At 64.1% G+C, this 22,730-nt stretch carries 23 protein-coding genes; 12 read left to right on the forward strand and 11 right to left on the reverse strand.

Translation table 11 applies throughout. The features are described 5' to 3' along the window. Positions 1–14: 14 nt before the first annotated feature. Positions 15–1,334, reverse strand: a complete 1,320-nt coding sequence (pfp, locus tag VNN77_13455) for a diphosphate--fructose-6-phosphate 1-phosphotransferase (GenBank protein ID HXG52397.1) — start codon at positions 1,332–1,334, stop codon at positions 15–17. A 296-nt stretch (positions 1,335–1,630) separates the two neighbouring features. Between pfp and VNN77_13460 the strand changes: the two genes are divergently transcribed. From VNN77_13460 to VNN77_13475, 4 genes are all read left to right on the forward strand, one after another. Next, entirely contained in the window at positions 1,631–2,137 is a 507-nt protein-coding gene (locus VNN77_13460; protein HXG52398.1) for a ferritin-like domain-containing protein, read from the forward strand. After that, the gene (locus VNN77_13465) at positions 2,134–2,634 is read left to right on the forward strand and encodes a hypothetical protein (GenBank protein HXG52399.1); all 501 of its coding nucleotides are present in this window, start codon (positions 2,134–2,136) and stop codon (positions 2,632–2,634) included. Before VNN77_13460 ends, VNN77_13465 begins: the two co-directional genes overlap by 4 nt. A 76-nt stretch (positions 2,635–2,710) precedes the next feature. Further along, a complete protein-coding gene (locus tag VNN77_13470; protein ID HXG52400.1) occupies positions 2,711–3,655 on the forward strand; it encodes a sigma 54-interacting transcriptional regulator in 945 nt (314 codons plus the stop codon). A 185-nt stretch (positions 3,656–3,840) separates the two neighbouring features. Further along, positions 3,841–5,430, forward strand: a complete 1,590-nt coding sequence (locus VNN77_13475; protein HXG52401.1) for an AAA family ATPase — start codon at positions 3,841–3,843, stop codon at positions 5,428–5,430. Between the two features lie 4 nt (positions 5,431–5,434). Here VNN77_13475 and VNN77_13480 read toward each other — a convergent pair whose 3' ends face one another. Both VNN77_13480 and VNN77_13485 read right to left on the reverse strand, forming a co-directional pair. Then, entirely contained in the window at positions 5,435–5,785 is a 351-nt protein-coding gene (locus VNN77_13480; GenBank protein HXG52402.1) for a hypothetical protein, read from the reverse strand. Continuing rightward, positions 5,782–6,003 (reverse strand): hypothetical protein, encoded by a 222-nt coding sequence (locus VNN77_13485; GenBank protein ID HXG52403.1) that lies wholly within the window; start codon positions 6,001–6,003, stop codon positions 5,782–5,784. Before VNN77_13485 ends, VNN77_13480 begins: the two co-directional genes overlap by 4 nt. A gap of 123 nt (positions 6,004–6,126) precedes the next feature. Here VNN77_13485 and VNN77_13490 point away from each other — a divergent pair, with 123 nt between their 5' ends. Beyond that, on the forward strand, positions 6,127–7,257 hold the full coding sequence (locus VNN77_13490; protein ID HXG52404.1) for a hypothetical protein: 1,131 nt from the start codon (positions 6,127–6,129) through the stop codon (positions 7,255–7,257). A 22-nt stretch (positions 7,258–7,279) separates the two neighbouring features. Here VNN77_13490 and VNN77_13495 read toward each other — a convergent pair whose 3' ends face one another. The 4 genes from VNN77_13495 to VNN77_13510 form a co-directional block, all read right to left on the reverse strand. After that, on the reverse strand, positions 7,280–7,546 hold the full coding sequence (locus tag VNN77_13495; GenBank protein ID HXG52405.1) for a hypothetical protein: 267 nt from the start codon (positions 7,544–7,546) through the stop codon (positions 7,280–7,282). Positions 7,547–7,576: 30 nt separating this feature from the next. Further along, entirely contained in the window at positions 7,577–7,996 is a 420-nt protein-coding gene (locus tag VNN77_13500; protein HXG52406.1) for a CBS domain-containing protein, read from the reverse strand. An 11-nt stretch (positions 7,997–8,007) separates the two neighbouring features. After that, entirely contained in the window at positions 8,008–8,448 is a 441-nt protein-coding gene (locus VNN77_13505) for a CBS domain-containing protein (protein HXG52407.1), read from the reverse strand. A gap of 183 nt (positions 8,449–8,631) precedes the next feature. After that, a complete protein-coding gene (locus VNN77_13510; protein HXG52408.1) occupies positions 8,632–9,456 on the reverse strand; it encodes a formate/nitrite transporter family protein in 825 nt (274 codons plus the stop codon). A 444-nt stretch (positions 9,457–9,900) separates the two neighbouring features. On the opposite strand from VNN77_13510, the gene VNN77_13515 reads away from it, so the two are divergent. Further along, the gene (locus tag VNN77_13515) at positions 9,901–10,368 is read left to right on the forward strand and encodes a universal stress protein (protein ID HXG52409.1); all 468 of its coding nucleotides are present in this window, start codon (positions 9,901–9,903) and stop codon (positions 10,366–10,368) included. 212 nt (positions 10,369–10,580) lie between these two features. Then, entirely contained in the window at positions 10,581–11,462 is an 882-nt protein-coding gene (locus VNN77_13520) for a universal stress protein (GenBank protein HXG52410.1), read from the forward strand. Here the strand turns inward: VNN77_13520 and VNN77_13525 are convergent. Then, positions 11,446–12,834 carry a cyclic 2,3-diphosphoglycerate synthase gene (locus tag VNN77_13525; protein HXG52411.1) on the reverse strand — a complete coding sequence of 463 codons (1,389 nt, stop codon included), beginning with the start codon at positions 12,832–12,834 and terminating at the stop codon, positions 11,446–11,448. The two genes, VNN77_13520 and VNN77_13525, sit on opposite strands and share 17 nt — an antisense overlap. A 204-nt stretch (positions 12,835–13,038) precedes the next feature. Here VNN77_13525 and VNN77_13530 point away from each other — a divergent pair, with 204 nt between their 5' ends. Continuing rightward, positions 13,039–14,256 carry an acetate kinase gene (locus VNN77_13530; GenBank protein ID HXG52412.1) on the forward strand — a complete coding sequence of 406 codons (1,218 nt, stop codon included), beginning with the start codon at positions 13,039–13,041 and terminating at the stop codon, positions 14,254–14,256. 115 nt (positions 14,257–14,371) lie between these two features. On the opposite strand, the gene tsaA is transcribed toward VNN77_13530, so the two are convergent. After that, a complete protein-coding gene (gene tsaA, locus VNN77_13535; protein HXG52413.1) occupies positions 14,372–14,851 on the reverse strand; it encodes a tRNA (N6-threonylcarbamoyladenosine(37)-N6)-methyltransferase TrmO in 480 nt (159 codons plus the stop codon). Between the two features lie 240 nt (positions 14,852–15,091). Between tsaA and VNN77_13540 the strand changes: the two genes are divergently transcribed. The 4 genes from VNN77_13540 to VNN77_13555 all read left to right on the forward strand — a co-directional run bounded on the left by VNN77_13540 (position 15,092) and on the right by VNN77_13555 (position 18,181). Next, positions 15,092–16,051, forward strand: coding sequence for a CBS domain-containing protein (locus tag VNN77_13540; protein HXG52414.1), 960 nt, complete (start codon positions 15,092–15,094; stop codon positions 16,049–16,051). A 19-nt stretch (positions 16,052–16,070) separates the two neighbouring features. Next, a complete protein-coding gene (locus tag VNN77_13545) occupies positions 16,071–16,541 on the forward strand; it encodes an OsmC family protein (protein ID HXG52415.1) in 471 nt (156 codons plus the stop codon). A 231-nt stretch (positions 16,542–16,772) separates the two neighbouring features. Then, complete coding sequence (locus VNN77_13550; GenBank protein HXG52416.1) at positions 16,773–17,699, forward strand: cation diffusion facilitator family transporter; 927 nt, start codon at positions 16,773–16,775, stop codon at positions 17,697–17,699. Positions 17,700–17,725: 26 nt separating this feature from the next. Beyond that, positions 17,726–18,181 (forward strand): OsmC family protein, encoded by a 456-nt coding sequence (locus tag VNN77_13555; protein ID HXG52417.1) that lies wholly within the window; start codon positions 17,726–17,728, stop codon positions 18,179–18,181. 76 nt (positions 18,182–18,257) lie between these two features. Here the strand turns inward: VNN77_13555 and VNN77_13560 are convergent, their stop codons facing one another. Then, positions 18,258–21,554 carry a molybdopterin-dependent oxidoreductase gene (locus VNN77_13560; GenBank protein HXG52418.1) on the reverse strand — a complete coding sequence of 1,099 codons (3,297 nt, stop codon included), beginning with the start codon at positions 21,552–21,554 and terminating at the stop codon, positions 18,258–18,260. Then, positions 21,554–22,726 carry an NrfD/PsrC family molybdoenzyme membrane anchor subunit gene (nrfD, locus tag VNN77_13565; protein ID HXG52419.1) on the reverse strand — a complete coding sequence of 391 codons (1,173 nt, stop codon included), beginning with the start codon at positions 22,724–22,726 and terminating at the stop codon, positions 21,554–21,556. Before nrfD ends, VNN77_13560 begins: the two co-directional genes overlap by 1 nt. Positions 22,727–22,730 lie beyond the last annotated feature (4 nt).

Here is a 22,730-nt window from a genome sequence, read left to right on the forward strand (position 1 = left end):
CGCGAGGCGCCGCGCTAGGCGCCGCCGCGAAGCGTCGTCAGATAGCCAAATCGTTCCCTGAACTGTTCGGGCGTGCACGGGTTGCCGCCCGAGGCTGCCGCGCGGGCGAGAAGGCTCAGACGCTCGGGTTTTTCGAAGTCCTCCCGCTCCAGCCGGATCATGTACTCGCGGGCGATCTTGTACGACGGCTTGTCGATGTCGACGGCGCGGATGCGCGATTTCCCGGTTGCCGGATCGAGCAGGCTCGCGAAGTCGAGGTACTCGAGCTGGCCGCCGATCAGGCAGACCAGCGCCCCGGTAAGCCGGGCCGCCGGACCGGTGGGATTGAGCAGAAACTCCACCGCGCCGTAGCCGAGCGCACGCACGTACTCGCAGTCGAACGCGATCGGCGGAGCGGAGCGCAGCTCATAGCCGATGTTCTTGTGAACCACCGTGATCGGCGTCCGCCGGGCGGCGAAGCGGCGCTCGATCAACGTCTTCAGGATATAGGCCAGGTCGACCTCCGCGAGGCGGAGGTGGCCGTAGTCGTCGTGCGCGATCCGTACCGCCTCGATACCGTTCAGCTCCTCGGGCGGCAGGCGCTCGAGCAGCCCCTCGGCGATGATCGCCACGCCATCGGCCCGGTTCCACAGCGCCTTGCGCTTGAGGATCGCGCCTTCGAGGATGTCGCAAACGGTCTCCAGGTGAATCGGGCCCGTGAACTCCTCCGGAATGACGGTCAGCGTGGCGCCGGTGGACTTCCCGATGCCGAGCGCGAGGTGGCCGGCGGAACGTCCCATAACCACCACGAAGTACCAGCGGCCGGTGCTGCGCGAATCCTCCATCAGGTTCTGAACGATGGAGGAGCCGAGCTGGCGCGCGGTCTCGAAGCCGAAGGTCGGGATCTCCCCCGGCAGCGGGAGATCGTTGTCGATGGTCTTGGGAACGTGGCAGACCCGGATGCGCCCTCCGGCCTGCGCCGCGACCCGGCTCGCGGCGAACATCGTGTCGTCGCCGCCGATGGTGGCCAGATAACCGATTCGGAGAGCGTCCAGGCTGGCGACGACCTGGCGAAGGTCCTCGTTTCGTTTGGTAGGATTGGCGCGCGAGGTGTTGAGGATCGATCCCCCCTGGAAATGAACCCGGGACACCTGCTCGTGGTCGAGCTCGCGGACGTGGCCGGTGTCTCCCGCCATCAGCCACTGGAAGCCGTCATAGATGCCGAGCACGGCGTGCCCGCGATTGCGCGCCTCGAGCGTCAGCGCGCTGATGACGCCGTTGATGCCCGGCGCCGGCCCTCCGCCCACCAGCACACCGACATTGGGGTTCTCGGGGGAACGGCTCATGGTCTCCATGAACCCTGCCTTCCTGCGGTCGCCCGCTGCCGCGAGAAACTATGAAAGCCTTCCCGGCCTTGCCTCCGCGCCCGGAGCCGGAATCGGCGAATGCTTTGCAGTCCTGCGAATTCCGCCTGTATTATTTTCACACCGGAGAAAAATTCCGGACCTCAGCCGTTTCCTTCCTTGATAATGGATCTCTCGAGTCGTGGCATGTCCCTTGCTCGAAAGAACGTTGCGAGGCGGAAGAAAATCGCAGCTTCATTATAGGTCCGATTTGCCGCCGATCAAGGACCGGACGAGGAGAAAAAAGTATGGACGACATAGCCGTATTGTTCGGATTGGAAACCGCGACCGGCCAGCGCGGAGAGCTTTCCCCGATCGAGAGGTTGCTGAACGAGTTCGAGACCCATGAGTCCAGGGAAGAGGCTTCGATCAGCCATTACAAAAAGATCCTGGCCATGGCTCCCAACCCGGTGATCAAGTTCATTCTCCAGCTCATCATTTCGGACGAGGAAAAGCATCGCGCCGTGATCCACGCCATGATCAACACGCTCCGCGGCAGCATGCTCTGGAGCAAGCCGGAAGGAGCGCTCGATGGGGTGGCCGATCTCGGGGAACTGAACCATCAGCTGCGCTCGGTGACGGAGGATCTGATCGCCCTGGAGAAGGAGGGGGTCCGCGAATGCAAGGCTCTTGTAAAGGAAAGCAGCGGATACTATTATGGAATATTCAAGATCCTCTTGGAATCGATGATCCGGGACTCCGAAAAGCATATCGAGCTGCTCGAGTTCCTGCGCGAGCGGATGGGTGAGGCGTGACGGCGGAAGACCCGCTTGAGCTTTTCGAACGTTTTGCCGAGATCGAGCGGCTGGTCTCGAAGATCTATTTTCGCTTCTCCCACGTCTTTTTGAACCACCCGTTGCGCGACTTCTGGTGGAACATGGCGAAGGAGGAGGAGCAGCACGCGCTCATCTTGCTCGCCTGCAAGGACGTGATCGCCAACTACGAGGAAGACCGGCTCGATCCGGACCTCTCCCGGGGCAAGGCGGAGGAGCTGAAGGCCCGTCTGCTCTCCTATCTCGAACGCGGGACAGCGACTTTGGGGGTCGAAGAGAGCTTTCGCCTGGCCCTGGAGATCGAAAATTCCGAGATCGACGCGATTTACGGCAAGTTGCTTCAGCTCGGAGGGCCGCAAATCGCCAAGACCATGGAAAACCTGGGCGTTCCCGCGAGCGTTCAGCGGCAAAAGCTCAAGGCCGCCCTGCGGGAGTACTGCTCCGACCCGGACCTGCTCAAGGAGAGCGAAAGGCTTTAGCCGAGCCCGAAGCGGGAGCCGCCGGGCGCTCGCGCTCTGCGGAGGCATGCCCGGGCCGGCGCCGACGTAAGGCAAGATGGAATACCATTTCGAGAACATCATCGGAAAAAGCAAAGCCATCCGCGACGTCCTCGAGATGGTCAAGAAGGTGGCGCACACCCAGGCGACCGTGCTCATCACCGGCGACAGCGGAACGGGCAAGGAGCTGATCGCCATGGCGATCCACGCCCACAGCGATCGCAAGGACAAGCTCTTTCTCCCCGTAAACTGCGGAGCCCTGCCGGAAACGTTGCTCGAAAGCCTCCTCTTCGGCCACGTCAAGGGCTCCTTTACCGGCGCTTTCGCCAACCAGGAAGGACTTTTCGAGCGGGCCCGCGGCGGCACGATCTTTCTCGACGAGATCGGCGAGATCCCCCAGCATCTGCAGGTCAAGCTTTTGAGGGCCCTCGAAGCCAAGGAGATCCTGCCGATCGGCAGCACCACTCCGCGGCGCATCGACGTGCGCGTCCTGGCGGCCACCAACAAAAACCTGAAAAAGGAAGTGGAGGCGGGCCGCTTCCGCGAGGATCTCTACTACCGGCTTAACGTCATGGAGATCCACATCCCGTCGCTCAGCGAGCGGCCGGAAGACATCCCGCTCCTCGTCGATCATCTGATCAAGAAGCACAATCCCGAACTGAAGAAGAACTTTCAGGGGACCGATGAAGAGGTCCTGCGCGTGCTCATGTCGCTTCCCTGGAAAGGCAACGTGCGGGAGCTCGACAACGTGATCGAGCATACCATGATTCTCGCCGAAGGCGACCGCATCACGGTCAAGGATCTGCCGGCCGCTATCCTGGCCAGCTCTGCGGCGCACCCGATCTTTACGTACAATCTGAAGGACGCGCTCCGGCAGTTCGAGCGCCAGCACATCGTGCGGGTGCTGGAACAGGTGGGGCAGGACCGCCGCGAAGCCGCGAAATTGCTCGATATCAGCCTTTCATCGCTCTACCGCAAGATCGAGGAGCTCGGCATCACCTGACTCAAGGTCCGCGTCCTTGGGTCCATGGTCCGGCATACCGGGGCCGGGGCCCTGGGTCCACCGATTCCACGAATCCGGGGTTGAAGCCCGGGGATTCGGGGCTCTCTCGCCCGACGTCAGGCGTTTTCCCCTGATCCGGGGCGCTGGCATCGCTGTTGCGAATCGGCCTTTCGGAGGCAACCGGCGTGGGAAACCCCGGGCTCAAGAAGGCGGCACAGAGCGACTCCGACCAGAAGTCGATCGTTGCGGCCATGATGGAGCCGGGCTTCTATCCGAAGCGACCGGCCGAGGTCACACACAAGGAAACCCACATCTCGCACCTCTTCTTTGCCGGCGATCTGGTTTACAAGATAAAAAAAGCCGTTCGCTTTCCTTTTCTCGACTACTCCACCCTGGGAAAACGGCGCCGCTTCCTTTACGAAGAGTTGCGGCTCAACCGCAGACTCGCGCCGTCGGTCTACCTGACTATCGTACCGATCACGGCGACCCGAACGGGGTGGCGGCTGGGAGGCTCCGGTCCCGTCCGGGAATACGTTCTGGTCATGCGCCGGCTGCCGGAAAACCGCATGCTGCCGGCGTTGATCCAGTCGGGGGAGGCGACCCCCGGAATGATGCGCGAGCTGGCCGAGCTGCTGGCGGCGTTCCACAAGCAGGCCCCGCCGGCGCCGCCCGGGAGGACCGCGGACTATCCTGCGGCGGTGCGTGGCGCGTGGCTCGCCAACCTCGCGGACCTCGAGCCGTTCACCGGCTCTGTTCTCGGCAGGGATACGTGGGCCGGCCTCAAGGAGCTCGGGGAGGTTTTTGTCGACCGCCAACGCTCCTTGCTGGAGCGCCGGCACGCCGGCGGCTGGATCCGGGACGTGCATGGAGACCTGCACTGCGATCACGTCTGCTTCGCTCCCGAAGGCATTCAGGTCTTCGACTGCATCGAGTTCAGCCGCGATCTGCGCCGCTGTGATCTCGCCTCCGAAATCGCTTTCCTCGTGATGGATCTGGAGGTCCGGGGTGCCGGCGCGCTGGTCGAACCTTTTCTCTCCCGCTACCTTGAGCTGGTCGAAGACCGCGACATGCCCCGTCTGCTGCCGTTTTACAAGGCGTACCGGGCGCTGGTGCGGGGCAAGGTCGGAGCGCTGCGCGGCGCGGGCGACGTCGCCGCCCCCTACTTTCGTTTCGCCGCACGCTACGCGTGGGACGCGGTGAAACCGTTTCTGGTGGTGGTTTGCGGCCTCACGGGCTCGGGCAAATCCACGCTCGCCCGGGAGCTGGCGCAAAGGTTGGGGATGGAAGTGATCAGCTCGGACCGGGTTCGCAAGACGGCGGCAGGCGTCCCCGGAGCGCACACCGTGCCGTATGGCGAAGGTCTCTACAGCCCGGAGATGACGGAAAGGACATACGCCGAAATGGCGGCCGAGGCCGAAAGACGCATCGAGGAGGGAAGCGGCGCGATCCTGGACGCGACCTACATCAAACGATCGCACCGGGAAGAGATCAACCGGGTCGCGGCCCGGCACCGGACGCCAGTCTGCTTCATTCGATGCTTCGCGCCGGACGAGAGCGTTCAAGCGCGGCTGGCGGAACGCGCGGCGAAGGGCGGCGACTGGTCCGACGGACGGTGGGAAATATTCCTGCGGCAAAAAGAAGAGGCCGAGCCGTACGCCGGGGAAGGGGAAAACCGGCTCGATCTCGATACCCGGGAGCCGCCCGACTCGCTGGCGGAGCGTTGCGAACGCTTCATCCGCGACTGCTTGAAGAAGGCGGCGCGCGAGCCGCGCTAGAAACTCAGCCGGCCTCGGCCCTACTGCGCCGGCGCTCGCAGAGAGCGCAGAGCTCGACGGCCGGCGTGTCCTCGAGACGTTCGGCGTCGAGCGGGCTGTGGCAGCTGGTGCATCGGCCGTAAAGCCCGGCCTCAACTCTCCCCATGGCCGCCTCCACTTCGGCGAGCTCCTCGTAATACCAGCCCGCGACGCGCTCCAACAGCCGGACCCGACTGCGGTAGGCGACCCGGTCCATCCACGGCGCGCTTTCGTCGAGCCGGCGGCGCTCGACCTTGAGATGCTCGACCGTCATCTCGATCTCTTTGCGGCGTTGACGGAGCCGATCGAAATAGATCGCATAGCCAGCTCGCGTCATGGAGATCCTCCTTTGGTTTTCGCACGGGTGATCTGCCACTTCGCAGCCAGGAGAGCGGAACGCAGATCGACGCCGATTTTTGCAAGAGCACCCGCAATTTCGGTGCCATGGGCCAGCCGCGCGCTCTCGCCCGAAAAGCGCGTCTTTTCGAGGGAATTTCCAGGCAAACGAGGCTGGGCGCTGTCTTTCGTCTCCTGCTGAATCGTCAAGAGTGCCATGGACGGGAGCCGCGCGTTCCGGAAAATGCGAACGGACACGTTGGACCGAACGTTGCATGGGATCGCAGAGGACCGTTCTGCGCGGCGGGTGATCGCGCGACTCCACGGGCTTCGGAGGCCGAGATGACTATCAAGATGGCGATCGAGATGATTATCCGGTTCCGCTCTCTGGGCGGTGCGCTGGCTTTCTGTGCAGCGGTTTTCTGGCCGTCGGCGGCGCCGACACAAACGACCGTGCTGCCGAAAGCGTGCGTCGCATGCCACGGCTCGGAGGCCCAATACCCCGTGCGCGGCGCGCGCACGCAGTACCTGACCTCGGGCCATCGCACCATCGGCAACGCGTCCTATGCCAACGCCGACGATTGTCAGGCTTGCCATACGAACGAGGGGTTCATTCAAAAAGTCAAGACGGGCAAGGTCGAGGTCAAGAAGTTCGTCGCCAATCCATCCGAGATCGGTTGCGTCACGTGCCACGCGCCGCACGAGAAAGGAGATTTCTCGCTGCGCACGGCGTCGCCGGTCGTCCTGGCAAACGGCGCGGTCTTCGATCGCGGCAGCGGGAACCTCTGCGCCAACTGTCATCGAGCGCGGCGCACCCCGAAGGAAGAGGTCCGGGCGCGCGCCATCCCTTCGGCCAGCTGGGGGCCGCACCACGGGCCTCAGGCGGACATGCTCCAGGGCACGAACGGCTACGAGTTCCCCGGCCGGAAGTATTCGAGCTCCGCCCATGCGGGGCTGCCCGGCGCCCAGTGTGTCACGTGCCACATGGCCCAGCCCGCGGGGCGTTATTCCCTGTCTCCGGCGATCGGCGGCCACAGTTTCAAGGTCGAAGGCGAAGTGCACGGCGCGCCGAAGCTCAACGCGGCCGGCTGTCTCAGCTCGGGCTGCCACGGAGAGATGAAGCAGGTGCCGGGAACGCTGTCGTTCGACCGGCGCGCGCCGGCGGATTACGACGGCGACGGCAGGACGGAGCCGATCCAGGACGAGATCCAGGGACTCTACGAGCGGCTGATCAACGACCGCGGCGCGGGTCTGCTGCAGACGATGAAGGACGCGCCCTACGACGCCAGGGGGAGGTTCGTGAACTCCAAAACCCAATACCCGCTCGAGGTGGTCGCGGCGCTCTACAATTACAAATTCGTGCAAGAAGATCGCAGCCGCGGGATTCACAACTCGACTTACGCAGTGCAGTTGCTGATGGACTCGATCAAGGCTTTGGACAAGAGCTTCGACGATTCGACCAGACCGCGATAAGACGCGGCGGTGGGGACGCGGGTCACTCGATATCGGCGACTTTGCGGATGCCGTCGCCCCAATCCTCGACCCGGAAATCCTTGAAAGGGATCACGATCGGCTCTTTTTCCTCGATCGAGATCATGCGCTTGCGGTATTCGATCAGGAAGGAGATTTTCAGGATCAATGCGTCGTCGCGGATGTCGAGCAGCGAAACCTTCTCCTCGATGTAAGAGTACTCCCTGTTCTGGATGATCTGCTTCACCCGCTCGCGGTTGAGGACTTCTTTTTCTCCCAGGAAACCGGCCATTCTCCCTCCTTCGCCGCGCGCGGGCGCGAGCTACAGCTCTTCGACGTACCGGAGGATATCGGTGGTGGTGACGAGCCCGATGAGCGTTCCCTCGTCCATCACGGGAACGCAACCGATCTTTTTTTCCGCCATCAGCCGGGCCGCGTCCTTGATCGGGGTGTCGGGGCGCACGGTTATGACGTTTTTCTTCATCACGTCCTTGATCCGCACGGTTTTCAGCAGGGCGCTCCTGCTCCGGGGTTTCAGGCCGAAGATCGCCGAAGCCGCCGCTCCCAGGAGATCGCGGCTGCTCAACAGCCCGACCAGCCGGCCTTCTTCGACTATCGGGATGTGGCGTATCCGCCCGAGCGAGATCAGATCGCTGGCGAGATCGAGCGTGTCCTCGGGCCGGAGCGTCACGGGCGAGCCCATCATGATTTCCCGGACGACTCTTGCTCTTCCGTTCTTCATCGGATTCTCCGTCATTCTTCTTCCTGGATAAGGTCGAGAAAACAACGCAGCAGGTCCCAATAGGTGACGATCCCCACGAGCCCCTCGACGTCGTCCACCACGGGCACGCCGCCGATCTTTTCCTCGACGAACAGCTCCAGGGCGTCGAGCAGCTCGTCGTCGGGGGAAAGCGTCAGCGGCTCTGTGGTCATGATCTCCCGGACTTCCGTGTTCAACGCCTGCTCCCTGGCCTCCGGGCTGGCCAGGAGCGTGTTGCTCAGGAACGACCGGACGTCGCGGTCGGTGACGATGCCGACCAGCTCGTTGCCCTGCGTCACGGGAAGCTGGCGGATCCTGTTGGTGTTCATCAGCTCCTCGGCCTGGCCCACCGTATCCGTCGGCGCCACCGTGAGCGGTTCGGGGGTCATGACGTCGGCGACTTTCATCCTGGCGTATTCGCGCGCACCTGGCATGAACCGGCCTCCTGATTGGTGCTGTCACTCGCTTGTGCAGCGATTGTGCCAACGGCGGGAAAAGATTTGCTTTTTAGTTTCCGGCGTCCTCGATGTTCCCGTGTGATCCCGCCTTTTGCACTCGTGCGAAATTACGGCCTCGATTCCCCACCGCTGCGAAAACAGACGCCCGCACGAGTTTCCTCAATGCTCCGAGCCGCGAACCGGACGGCGGTAAATGAGGTAATAGACGAGGGCGACCATGACGCCGCCGCCAAAAACGTTTCCGAGCGTGACGGGGGCTAGGTTGTCAAGCAGGCCGGACCACGAGAGCTGCTGTCCGGCCGGTGCCGGGTAGCGGTCGCACAGGAGGATCCCCAGCGGTATGAAGTACATGTTGGCCACGCTGTGTTCGAAGCCCGCGGCGACGAACGCCGAGATCGGGAACAGGATGGCGAGAATCTTGTCGGCGACGCCGCGCCCCGCCAGCGCGAGCCAGACCGCCAGACACACCAGCACATTGCAGAGGATCCCTTTGAAAAAAGCCTCCCAGAAGGGCAGCGCCGTCTTGGCCGCGGCGATCTTCACGGCGTTGGCTCCGACGGCTCCGTCGTTCATCGTCCCGTGGTTCGACAACACGGTGAGGAGCACGAGGCCGAGCGCGCCGACGAAGTTCGCGATGAAAACCACCGCCCAGTTCCGCAACAGCTCCCCGGCGCCGATGCGACCGGCGGCCCAGGCCATGACCAGCAGGTTGTTGCCGGTGAAAAGCTCCGCCCCCGCGACAACGACGAGAATCAATCCCAGGGAAAAGCTCGCGCCGCCGAGGAGCCGGCCCGCGGTGAAGCCCAGGCGCTCGTCGCTCGTGAGCAGCGTGAAATAGAGCGCGCCGAGGCCGATGAATCCGCCCGCCAGGACGCCGAGCGTGATTTGCGAAAAAAGCGGCAGGCGGGCCTTGGCTACTCCGACGTTCTCGACGCGCTCGGCGATTTCCTTGGGCGAGTAAGCATCAAGCCCGTACAGTTCCATTTCGACCTCCAGGGTTCGACGCTGCGGCTTCGCGCCGACAGCGGTACGGAGAGAGTATTGTCAAACGACCTGACCTTTCAACCTCGCTTCTTGTCGCTTCGCTCCCGTTCAAGCGGTTCAAGCGCTTCGCTCGGTTCAAGTCGTTTGGCGCGGGGAGGCGCCCGGGGCGCGCTCGTGCCGGTCTTCGGTCTGTAACCAAGGTTGCTTCGCTCCGTTCAAGCCGTCAGAGCGGTTGGACCGAGGGCCGGGAGGGAGAGGGACACGAACGAGAACGTGAAACCGGAAACGGGGAAGCGGGAACTCAAACCCGAGTTGTTCTCACTGTCGGGAAAGAAAATCGGGCGTTTCCCAGTTGTGCGAAAACCCGAAAGGAAACTCCCGTGATTTTGCAGCCGAAGGTTGGGCATGACTTTTGCCCATTTCTCGGGGCAGACGGGAGGCTTTATGAGAAAAATCAAGAAAATCCTCGCGCCGACCGATCTGTCCGAGTTCTCGCAGGTCGGCCTCCGTTACGCGTTCGAATCGGCTCATGCTCTGGGAGCGGAGCTCACGGTGCTGCACGTCATCGCGGTGGGGGAAGACTGGTTCGCGCCGTACCAGGATTACGCGCCGGTCCGCGATCTGCTCGAAGAGCGCAAGCGGATGCTCGATAAATTTCTGCGCGATTCGTTCCCCCAGCTCATGAACCTGGTGGAGGTGCGGCAAGTCGTCGAGATCGGCGCGCCGCATACCAACATCGTTCAGCTGGCGGAGCGCGAGGGGATCGACATGATCGTGATGTCGACGCACGGCAGGACGGGTCTGGACCACTTCCTCATGGGCAGCGTGACGGAAAAGGTGATGGCTCGAGCTTCCTGCCCCGTGCTGGCGATCCCGCCCGCGGAACGGGCCAGGATGGCGAAGGCTGCCTAGAGCCAACCCCCTCCCCGGGCGTCCGGGCAAAAGGTATCGCCCGGACGCCCCCTTCGCCGCACCCGGTCCGTCGCCGCAGAGCGTATTGCTTCGCGGCCGATTTCATCGTAATAACCCCCGAAACCTGATCGTGTCCTTGGCGGGTCGAAAGAGCCATTCTCGCTCGAGGAGGGGTTTTGGAAGGTTTCGCAGCCGAGAGGAAAGGCGGATAAATGGACATCAGGAACATTCTTTGGGCGAGCGACGGCTCGAAGGAATCGCGCGCCGCGCTGGAGTGGGCCGAGCTTCTCGCGGCGCGGTTCGGCGCAAGGGTGACGGCGCTGAGCGTCATCGAGACGCCGGACTTCAGGACGCTGAAGGTGCCCCAGGATCTCCGACGCGAGCTGTCGGTGGTCGATGCGGAGATGGAACGGGCGGAGAGCCGGCGGCTCAAACGGATCACCGCCGCCCTCGCCGAGAAGGGCGTGGTTGCGGAGGCGTGCGTTGCCAAGGGTTTTCCGTACGCGGAGATTCTGAAGGCGGCCCAACGGAACGTGGATCTCATCGCCATGGGCAAGCGCGGCTTGAACCTGTGGGGGCGCATGCTGCTGGGGAGCACGACCATGCGGGTGGTGCGCGAGGCCCGCGTCCCGGTTCTCACGGTGAAGGCAGCCGCCGGGAAACCCTCTCTGGGGAAGATCGTCGTTCCCACGAGCTTTTGCGAGAACGACGTTACCGCGCTCGCGTGGGCCCTGACGGTGGCGCGGAAATTCCACGCCACCGTGACGCTGCTGCATGTCATCGAGGCGCACAGGTCCTACGACTCCGTCGAGGGCGGGATCATGGGAAGGCTCAGGAGCGCCGCAAACCAAGAGCTCGCGGCCCTGCGCGAAAGGATTCCCCGCAGTCAACGCAAGGGGATCGCGCTGGTGGAAAGGGTGATCGCCTTTCCCAGAGCCTGGTCCGGCATCGTTACCTTCGTCGGGGAGCAAGGGGCCGACCTCATCGTGATGAGCACGCATGCGCGCGCCGGCGTGTCGCGGCTGGTGCTGGGGAGCGTGGCGGAAGGCGTGGTCCGGGAAGCTCCGTGCCCCGTGGTCACGGTTCGGCCGTAGCCGGCTTTTTCGCCGGGACGCGCCCTTCGATAAAGCCCGCGACGACCTCTTCGAGATCGGGACGGCCGATCTCTTCGAGCCGGTAAACCGCCCGGCAATGCGGGCGCGGCAGCGCGATGAGACGCGAGAGGTCGATGGGCGTCGCCACAAGGATGACGTCGCAGTCCACGGCGGCGATCGTCGCCGCCAGGTCGCTCAGCTGGGCCGGGAAATATCCCATCGCGGGCAGCGCCCGCTCCACCCACGGATAACGGAGGTAGGTTTCCGCAAGGCTGCCGCGCGCAGCCGGGCGCGGGTCGACGATCTCGGCGGCCCCGTAGCGGTGCGCGGCGATGGTGCCGGAGCCGTAAGCCATCTCGCCGTGGGTGAGCGTCGGACCGTCCTCGATCACGAGCACCCTGCGGCCGCGGAGCAGCTCGGGACGATCGACCGTGATCGCCGAGCGCGCCTGCACGACGAGCGCCGTCGGATTGACCTGGGCGATGTTGGCCATAACCTGCTGCACGCCTCCTGGCGGAGCGGAGTCGATCTTGTTGATGACGACGACATGCGCCCGTCGCAGATTGGTTTCCCCCGGATGGTAGAGCAGCTCGTGGCCCGGCCGGTGGGGGTCGACGAGCACGATCTCCAGGTCGGGGCGGAAAAACGACCAGTCGTTGTTGCCGCCGTCCCAGAGCAGAAAGTCTGCTTCCGCCTGCGCCGCGGCGAGGATGCGGGCATAATCGACGCCGGCAAAAACCACGGTCCCCTCGGCGATGTGCTGCTCGTATTCCTCGCGCTCCTCGATCGTGCATTGCTGGCGGTCGCAGTCGGCAAGCGACGCGAAGCGCTGAACGGCTTGCCGCTCCAGATCGCCGTAGGGCATCGGGTGACGCACCACCACGGGACGCAGCCCGCGGCTTTTGAGAATCGCGGCGATCCGTCGCACCACCGCGTTCTTGCCGCAGCCGGTGCGCACGGCGCAGACCGATATCACCGGGCGCGACGACTTCAGGAAGCTTCGCGCGGGTCCGATGAAGCGGAAATCGGCTCCGCAGGCGAGCGCCCGGGAGGCAAGGTGCATGACGGCGACGTGGGAGAGATCGCTGTAGGCGAGGACTACCTCGTCGGCGGCGAGAGCAGCGATGAGCTGTTCGAGCCGTGCTTCGGGGTGGATGGGGATTCCGTCCGGGTAGAGAGGGCCGCTCAGCGAAGGGGGGTAGACGCGGTTCTCGATCCCGGGAATCTGGGCGGCTGTGAAGGCGACGACGCGGTAGCGCGGGTTTTCGCGGAAACAGGTGTTGAAAACATGGAAGTCCCGGCCGGCGGCGCCCAGGATGATGACGCGCCGCGGCCCTCCAGGCTCCGGAAATTCGCTGCGATCGGCCGACATACCGTTTGCTCCTTGTGGGTTCTTCAGCCCGGGGAGGGTTTCGAGCAAGATGCGTGCCTCCGGCGCTCGAGCCCGTATCGGAGCGGGACGGGCCGCCGAAGACCGTGAACCGGCAGCCGGGACCCCTGGCACAGAGTGTGCGTTCTCGCCAAGCTTGCGAGACGCCGAAGGAGAGCGAGACAGTCGGGGTCGGTCGATGGCGCGATGAAGGTTCTGGTCCTCAACTGCGGCAGTTCGACGATCAAGTTCCAGCTGATCGAGCTCGAAGGCGGCGATCCGGACGGCCTCCAGCGAAAGCTGGCTCGCGGGATCGTCGACCGTATCGGCGCCGAGGCGCGCTACCGTTTCGAGGCGGTCGGGGTGCCGGCCGAAGAGGGACCGGCGGGCACCGCCGGATACGAGGCGGCGACGCGCATGGTCTTCGACTGGGTCAGCCGCCGCTGGAACGGCTTCGACGCAGTGGGCCATCGCGTGGTCCACGGCGGCGAGCGCTTCACGTCGGCGGTGCGGATCGACGACGGCGTCGTCGCCGCGCTCGACGAGCTCTGCGAGCTCGCCCCGCTGCACAATCCGGCGAGCGTCGCCGCGATCCGGTTCGCCCGCTCGTATCTGGGCGGCTCGCTGCCGATGGTCGCGGCTTTCGATACCTCGTTTCACCACACGATCCCGGGCTTCGCCGCGGCGTACGCGCTGCCGCGGGATCTCGCCGCAAGGCATCGCGTCAGGCGTTACGGCTTTCACGGGCTCGCGCACCAGTACTCCGCGCAGCGCTACGCCGAGCTGACGGGCACTCCGGCGGACCGGGTCGACATCGTGACCCTGCATCTGGGCAACGGTTGCTCGGCCTGCGCGATCCGCGGCGGCAAATCGGTCGAGACCTCCATGGGCTTCACGCCGCTGGAAGGGCTGATCATGGGAACGCGCAGCGGCGACCTCGATCCGGCCCTGGTGGGTTACCTCGCGCGCAAGGAAAAAACCGGCGTCGACGAAATCGAGAGAATCTTGAACCACGAGTCCGGCCTCCGCGGCCTCTCCGGTTTTTCCTCCGACATGCGCGACCTCGCCGCGCGCTACGACGACGACCCCCGTGCGCGCCTTGCGGTGGATGCCTTCTGCCACCGCGCGCGAAAGTACCTCGGCGCGTATCTCGCCGTAGTCGGCGGAGCACGGGCCGTGGTTTTCAGCGGCGGCATCGGCGAGAACGCTCCACTGGTGCGCGCCAGAATCTGCGCCGGAATGGAGTGGTGCGGGTTGAAGCTCGACGAGGCGGCGAACGCCGAGCTCCGGGCGACCGACAGCCGCATCTCCGCCGTGGAGAGCGCACTGTCGGTCTACGTCGTGCACACGGACGAAGAGCGGATCATCGCGCGAGAGACCACACGGCTTCTGGCTTCTGAAAATCCCGGTTCCGGCGGTGCGTAGAGGCCGGCGAGCCGTGACGCAAAGCGGCGGTTCGAAAGCTCGGCGGAAAAAACCAGGAAGCAGAAACCGGAAACGTTCGATCTTCGGGCGTCGTTCTTTCCGCGGGACGTCCCCGTCAGACGTAACCTTTCCGGTCCGCGAGCCTGCGGTACCACTCGGGCAGCTCGTAACTGTCGACGCGGTACTGAGGGCGATATCCCTTGATGTCGAGAATCGGCGTGCCGTCGAACAGGTCCAGGCCCCGAACGAACAGGCGGCGACCCTCGCGCCGGAGGAAACGAAGGAGCGTGAGCCCGATCGGGTTGGGACGGGTGGGGGAGTCGAGCGCGAAAACGCCGAGCAGCGGCAGCTCCTCGAGCTTGAAGCCCCGCCTCAGCAGACCCCTCGGCTTTACCTGCAGGGGCCCGATCTGCTCCGGGCGCAGGCGGTGGAAGTAAGCGATCACGAAAAGATGCGAGTAGCCGTCGATTCCTTCGAGGCCGGCCTCGAACTCGGGAAAGATTTCCAGGTCGCCAGCAACGTCCGTCTGCTCCCGGACGGCGTTTTCGCCACCCTCGGCGTGAACGACTCCGATGGGTTTGAAGACGATCTCCATGACGGTCCCTTCTGTTCTTTGCACTCGGCGCCCGTGAGCTACGCACGCTTCGTGCCACCCGAGGAGCTTTACGCCGGAGCCTGCCGGCTTCCCTCTCGGAATGGGGCAAGCTTTGCAAGCCTGCGATGCCCGAGTCGCGTTTTTCGCATGGGCGGGAAAGACGCCGCTGGAGCAGCATCACCGGCGCTGACCAGGGGTGGTATGGGTCTTGCTCCAAGTCTCGGATGAAGGGAGCAAGCCATGCAATCCAGAAGCGAGAACGTGTCACTCGCGGAGCACCGAGACGACCTGATCCGGAAGTACTGGGCGGGTGACATGGCGCGAAAGGTCTACCTGGTGCGCAGGCAGAGGAAAGCGATCCTCGAGAACTGCCGCCGAATCGCGGTCGTGGGAGCGAGCAGCGATCCCGAGAGCGAGAGCTTCACGGCGATCGAAAAGCTCCTCGGGCTGGGGTTGGAAGTTATCCCGGTGTTCCCGGGACGCGAAAGCTTTCTCGGGCTGCGCTGCTTCGCGCGGCTCAGCGATATTCCGGGACAGATCGACATCGTTCAGGTTTACCCGGGACCCGGAGTCGACCTCGTGGCGCTGGCGCGCGAGGCGGTTGCAAAGCAGGTGGTGACGTTCTGGATCGAAGGAAAGGTCGCCGCATCCGAAGAGGTCGAGAACATCCTGGCCGACGGCCGCGTTCAGCTCGTGGAGTACGAGAGCCTGGTGTCCGAGTATGTCAAGCACGCTCCGTTCGCCCCGGGACCGTCGCTGCGGGCCCGCAAAGAGCGGAAAATGACGCGCGTGCGGGAGCGGATGACCCGCAATCCGGCCACGGTGCGGCCGGATGACTCGTTGAAAGACGCCGCGTGGAAGATGGAGAAAGGCCGGTTCCGCCACCTGCCGGTCGTCGACGATACGGGCAAGCTCATCGGAATGTTGAGCGACCGCGACATCCGGCTGATCCGTCCTTCCCTCGCCTTCGTCTCGAAGGAAGACGCGATGGTCCAGCTGTGGTCGATCACGGTGCAGCAGGCCGCGGTCTTCGATCCGATCAAAGTGAGGCCGGAAACGACGCTCAAGGAGGCCGCCGACCTCATGCTGCGCTGGCAGGTCGGCGGCCTGCCCGTCGTCGACGAGCAGGACAAGGTCGTCGGCATCATCACCTATACCGACATCCTGCGCGAGTTCGTCGGGCGCGAGGAGTCCGTGTAGGTCGGGATCCGGGGGCGCGATGGCCGAAGCGCAACAATTCCATTACGAGATCGAGGTGATCTGGAACGGGGAGGCGGCGAGCGAGATCCGCGCTTCGGGACGACCGGAGATCCCGGTGGGCGCGCCCCCGGAGTTCCGGGGGACCGAAGGAAGGTGGTCGCCCGAGCACCTGTTCGCGGCCGCGGCGGCGACGTGCTTCATGTTGACCTTCCTCGCCGTGGCGAAAAGCGCACGGCTCGCGGTCTTGGATTATTCCGCATCGGCGCGAGCGAAGCTCGAGAAAATATCGGCAGGGCGCTTCGAGATAACGGAGATCGCGATCCGGCCGAGAATCGTCGTCGGCACGGCCGAGGACATGGGGCGCGTTCCGCGCCTCCTCGAGAAGACCAAGCAGCGCTGCTTCATCACGAACTCGATCAAGAGCAGGGTGGTTGTCGAGCCGGAGGTGTTTCACCGACGGACGCCTGCGGTTCCCTGCCCGCCGGGGTAGCTGCGTTCCGCCGCAAGCCGCCGTCCCTGCGCAGGAGCCCGAAGCCGTGTTCGACTGGTTCTGGTTCGTTCTCGTCGTGGTCGTCTACGTGGCGTCGATGCGCTGGGTGCTGCCCCGCCTCGGCGTGCCGACCTGAATGGCGGGATCTTGCGGCGTCGGGTCGCGACGCCGTCCGGACGGCGGGGGAAGCCCCGAGGCGGCGAACAACCGGGAGCGCCGCAGCTCGATTCCATGAGCCGGACGAACCTCGGGCGATTCGCATGGCTGTCGATCGGGGCGGCGCTGGCCACGATCGCGCTCAAAGGCCTGGCGTACTGGCTAACGGGCTCGGTCGGGCTCTTGTCCGACGCGCTCGAGTCCTTCGTCAATCTGGCGGCGGCGACCCTGGCGCTCGCCGCTCTGTCGATCGCGGCATGGCCTCCCGACGAGATGCACGCATTCGGCTATAGCAAGGCCGAATATTTTGCCAGCGGCGTGGAGGGATTGTTGATCGTCCTCGCCGCATCCGGCATCGTGTGGACCGCCTTGCCGCGCCTGATCGCTCCAAGACCGCTGCAACAGGTCGGGATCGGGCTGGCGATATCGGCGCTGGCGGCGGCTCTGAATTTCGTCGTTGCCCGCCGCCTGCTCAAGGCAGGCGAGCAGCACCGGTCGATCACGCTCGAAGCCGACGCCCATCACCTGATGACCGACGTCTGGACCTCCGTGGGCATCATCGCAGGGATCGGCGTCGTCGCGCTCACCGGATGGACGCGGCTCGATCCGCTCATCGCTCTGGCGGTCGCCGGCCACATCTTGTGGATCGGGGGACAGCTGCTGCAGCGCTCGGTTTTCGGTCTGCTGGACAGAGCCTTGCCCACGGCCGAGCAAGGTGTCATCAAGGACGTGCTGAGCCGCTACGAGAGCCAGGGGATCCAGTATCACGCGTTGCGCACCCGGCGGGCGGGGAGGCGGTCGTTCATCTCGCTGCACGTGCTCGTGCCGCGCGACTGGAGCGTGCAGCGCGGCCATGATCTGCTCGAGGATCTCGAGTACGATATCCGGGCGGCGATTCCAGGAGCGACGGTTTTCACGCACCTGGAGCCGATCGGCGACCCGGCCGCCTGGAAAGATGTCACGCTGGATCGCACGGAGCGGCCCGAAGCCGGGCGCCGCTGAGCGGGACGGTGCCGGAAGGAGAAGCGATGGAAGCGAAGGTTCGGGGGTACACGTATCGGAGCGCTGTCCGCTGGACGGGGGAAAAGCGCGGGGTCTGCACGACGGCCGGCAAGCCGTCGATCGAGGTCGCAACCCCGCCGGAGTTCAAGGGACACCCGGGGATCTGGTCGCCCGAGGATCTTTTCGTCAGCTCCGTCAACGCGTGCGTGATGATGACGTTTCTCAGTTTCGCTGAAAGGGCCGGCTTGCCGCTGGCGGGGTACGAGAGCGAGGCCGAAGGAAAGCTCGAGTTCGTCGACGGAGGCTTTCAGTTCACCGCGGTGACCGTGAAGCCACGCGTGTTGCTGCGGGCGGGCGCGGACCCCGGCAAGGCGCGCGAGCTCATGGACCGGGCGGAGAAGTATTGCCTGGTTTCGCGCTCGGTCAAGAGCCGGGTCTCGGTCGAGGCCAGCATCGAGGAAGGCACGCCCGGCGCAGCGTAGGCGCGGCAGGCCCGACGCGCGATCCCCTTGACCCGGCGCGAACCGGAGTCGTCCGCAGCGCTCCGGCGCCCGTCGGCTACGCCTTCAGCAGTTTCACCTTCGTGTCGTAGAAAACCGCGCTCCCGCCGGTCAGGTCGGAAAGGCAGGTGTTCTTGATGTGCGGATCGACGCGGAAAGCGGCGTTGGCGTGGATTCCCTTGTTACGGCGCGGGTCGCCAGGGATTATTTTCCCGTCTATGACGATATCCTGTGCCCCGTAAGCCCAGTGGCCGAACCCGAGGCCGAAAGCGATGACGCCCGGGCGGATACCCTGAAGCACCTTGACCCTGCCGATCATCGGGATCCTCTTGCCGTTCTTCAGATCCCAGACTCCTTCCGGGTTGGTCGCGGAAACGATTATCGCGCGCGAACCGTCCTTGAATCCCAGACGCTGCGCGTCTCGGGCGTTCACGAGGATGGAGTTCTCGGGGAGAAGAGCCAGCAGCCAGTAGTCAGCGACGGTACGCGATTTGGTTTGTGCTATCTCCCGGTAGGTGATCAGGTGCAGGTCGTAGCCGTCTTTTTCGTCCCGTATAGGCCTCCCCAACGCGTCGGACGGCGCCGGGATATAAGTCGCGATGCCCGAATAGTTCTTTCCGGTCATCGAATTCTTCGTCCTTGCCGTTTTCTCCTGGTACAGGTTGATGAGCGTGCCGTACCGGTTCTTGAGGAGCGCGCCCTCGTAGCCGCTTGGAAAATCGTCGAAACGACCGCCGCGGTTGAGGACGTAAACCACCTTGCGCCACCACGCGCCGGCGATTTTCTCCCACCTCGCCGGATCGAAAACGTTTCGGGGCAGGTGGCGGCGAGCGTCGAGGAAGAGCTTCATCTCCTTTTCATCAGCGTCCGGGACCTCCTGGCCTGGTTTGTCCCCGGCGGCGAGGTTGGCCACCATGCGGACATAGAGATCCTCCGGGCGCTTGAAATCCTTCCCTTCGCCGAATCCGCCAGGTCCGAACCCCGGCAGATTCATCCTTTCGGCGATCGCGAGCAGCGTCGCTTCCAGGCTGAGCGGCATCTCTTCACCGAACACTTTGACGGTCTCCGTCAGCGGCGCGATCACCGGCTGGCGCACGGGTTGAACCTTCCAAGGCATACTGGGGTGAGAGCCGGCCATCTCCCAGCGCTCGAGGTAGCTCAAATCGGGGAAGACGTAGTCGGCGTACATGGAGGTCTCCCCGACGACGATGTCGCTGGCAATGAACAGCGGAACTTTTTTCACGTCGCTCAAAATCTCGATGTTGGTGTGCCCGGCCGGCAAGGAGTAAACCGGCGTGCCCATGTAAAGGAACAGCGCCTTGATCGGATAAGGATAGGCATCTCCGGCCGAAGGGACCACCTCCTGGTAGATGTCGCTGGAGAGCGGAAACCACGGGCGCCGGGCCGGATAGCCCTCGAAGATCGTCGTATCTTCGTACCTGGCGTTCGCTCGAATCAGATCGATGCCGAACGGGATCGTCTTGCCGCTCGTGAGTTTGCCGATGGGATAAGGCTGCGCCCACTTCCCTTCGCTGCCGTCAGGCAGCTTGCCCGAAAAGGTCCTGCCGCCGCCGGCGTCGAAGGTCGATGCCTGGCACATTCCCCCGCGCCAGTCATAGTTGCCGATCAGCAGGTTCAGCGTGAACCAGGCAAAGACGTTGTAAAAACCGTTCGTGTGCTGGGACGCGCCACGGTGGACATCGGCCGCGGCTTTTTTCCCGTGGCTGGTGAACTCCCTGGCCAGGGCCTCGATATCGGACGCCTTGATGCCGGAAATCTCCGCCCATTCCTCGACGCTCTTGCCCGACGCCTGCTCCCAGAGAACCTGCAGTCCGCTTTTTACCTTGGTGCCGCGGATCTCGGTATCGACGAGCAGGTCGCCCTCGACCGGATTTTTCTCGTCGTAAGCGTCGAATGCCACCGCCTTGCCGCCCGAAAGGACCACGAACGGATCGAGCTCGCAGCTCTTTTCCGTGCCGCTTTCCTTGTCCGTCCAGATCTTCTTGATCTTCGGTAGCCCGATTTCCGATCCGCGCAGGAAAGCGCCCGGGCTTCCGTCTTTCTCGATCTTGACGAGCCACGAGGCGTTGCACCAGTTCGGCTCTCCGTCGGCTTTCGCGGCGGCCTTGTTGGCGTTCTTCAAATATTTCTCGTCATAGCGCCTGTTTTCGATGACCCAGCGGATCATCGCCAGCGCCATCGCGCCTTCCGTGCCGGGCTTGATCGGTATCCACTTCCACGCCTTGGCGGCGGCCTTGCTGAACCGAGGATCGACCACGGCGATTTTCAGCCTGCCGTGCTCCAGACCATTCGTGATTCTTCCCGCGCGATTGGTCGGGCCGTAGTTGCCCTCGAACGGGGACGCGCCGACGAAGATGATGAACTCGCTGTTTTCCGTATCCGCCTGCCAGTAGAATTTCTTGCCGCCGGTCCACTTGTACTTCAGCTCCTTTTCATCCAGCAGGTACTGTTCGCTCATCGCCTTGCCGGTGAAATAGAGGGAGCCCTGGCAGACGGTCGTATGGCCGTGCGCGTTGACCGTGCCGAAGGAATCCTTCGCGAAGCGGCTCACCAGATCGCCCCGTCCGCCTTTGAGCCGGCCCCACATGAAGACGAACTGGTTGTTCTTCGGCCCGAGATCCGGATGGTCGGGATCGATCAGGAGATCAAGGCGATTCTTGTGCTTTGCCTGGAACTCGGCGACGGTCATCTCCTTTTTCCAGATCTTCGCCACGTCGGCGGACATCTCCTTCGCGAGCTGCGCGTCGGTCAAGGCCCGGATGGCGCGCAGGCCTTCCACGTTGCGGTTTTCCTCACCGGGAACGTTCTTGAACAGCAGCCCGCCGTCGACGATTTCCCGGATGGCCTGCTCGAAGGAGATGCTCACCCACTTCCCCTCGCCGCGTCGGCCCGCCCGCTTGAGCACCTTTCGAATGCGGTACGGGTCGTAGGCGCTCTGAATCCCCGCCTGTCCTTTGGGGCAGAGGACCCCGTCGACAGCGGCGGTCTGAAACGGCGAGCTTTTGTACGAGAGGTGCGGTGTCAGGTTCCAGGGACTGAGCGGGTTGCCGTCGATCTTGGCGGCCACGCCGTTTTGGATTTTCACCTTGATGCCGCACTGGGTGTTGCACTGCTGGCAGACCGAGTAGAGTATCCGGTCCGGCCTGGCGAGCGCGTAGTCGCCCCGCGGCGCGAGATCGGCGGCTTTGCCTTCAGGGGCGTCCTTGAACAACCCCGGCACTCCGCCGGCCAGCGCTGCGCTGCCGCCCACCAAAGCGGCGGTCTTCAAAAAATCTCTGCGGCTCCGGCCGGGCCTTCCAGCCTCGGCCGGGCTCGATTCGTTCGATCGGCCCATCACGCTGCTCTCCCTTCTTTCGCTCCCGCAAAGCGTGCTCCAGTAGGCGCCGGCCCGCGGAGAAACGGCAGATACTCGACGGCGAGCACGAACAGCAACGCCGCCGCCGCGATCGCTCCGATCGCCATCAGCCACTCCATGACGCTCGGAAAATAAGCCACCGACAGCCGGTTGTGAACGAACGCCTCGGGGAGGGCGCGGAATTCCGGTACCGCCAGCCCCGGAAGCACGATGTTTTGCTTCGTCCCGGCGTAGCCGATGCCGATCAGGAAGCCTGCCAAAGCGAAGTTGAAAGGCCTGAGGCCCCACGACGGAATCAGCAGGATCGCCGGTAGGAGGAACCCGATGAAAAGCTGAACGATCCAGAAAACCCACCAGTAAGGGCCGAAGGCAACGAGGTGGTGAGCCTCGATGACCGCGGGTGTGCCGGCATATTGAGTGATCGAGTACTCGGAAAACTCGATGAGCACGTTGACTGCGAGGAGGCCGAGAATGAGATAGCGCAAAAACCCGACGGCGTCCCAATGATCGCGATCCTCCGGCCACTTGCGGAACAAGGTGAGGGTGAACGCCACGACCGCGACTCCGGCCAGCAGCGCGGAAAAAAGAAAGCGAATCGGCAGGAGCCCCGAACTCCAGTAAGGCCTGGCCCCCAGGACGCCGAAAAGCGCGCCTTCCCCGCCACCGAACGTGATGACCAGGAAGAATCCCAGAACGGACAGGGGCTTCAGCCAGCGGGATCGGCCTTTAGCCAGCGCGAGCAGCATGACCAGGAGCACCAGGATGAAAGCGGTGTAGACCCAGACCATCGCGGCAAGAATCGAACCGGGGTTCGGCTGAAGATAAAGCTTCCAGAAACGTTCCATATGGCCCAGGTCCGCAAGAACCAGGAGCAGGCCCGCACCCAGGGTGAACAGAGAAACGGGCAATGCGTAAAGGCTCGCGCGCCGTAGACAGGAGATCCCCAATCCATGATGGAGGAAAACGAGCAAGAAAGCGCCGCCGGAGATACCGACCATGTAAATGTACAGGCCGACCCACAGCCCCCACGGGATGTAGCTCCCGAAGTTGAGATTCGCTTTGCCATGGGCCAGCCGATCCCAGGCGCCGACCGCCCCCAGCAAGACCATGACCGCCAGGACCGGGATGAGAATTTTGGATGCTTTCAGCATGGCT

Source organism: Candidatus Zixiibacteriota bacterium (assembly GCA_035574315.1).
GTDB lineage: Bacteria > Desulfobacterota > Binatia > UBA9968 > UBA9968 > DATLYW01.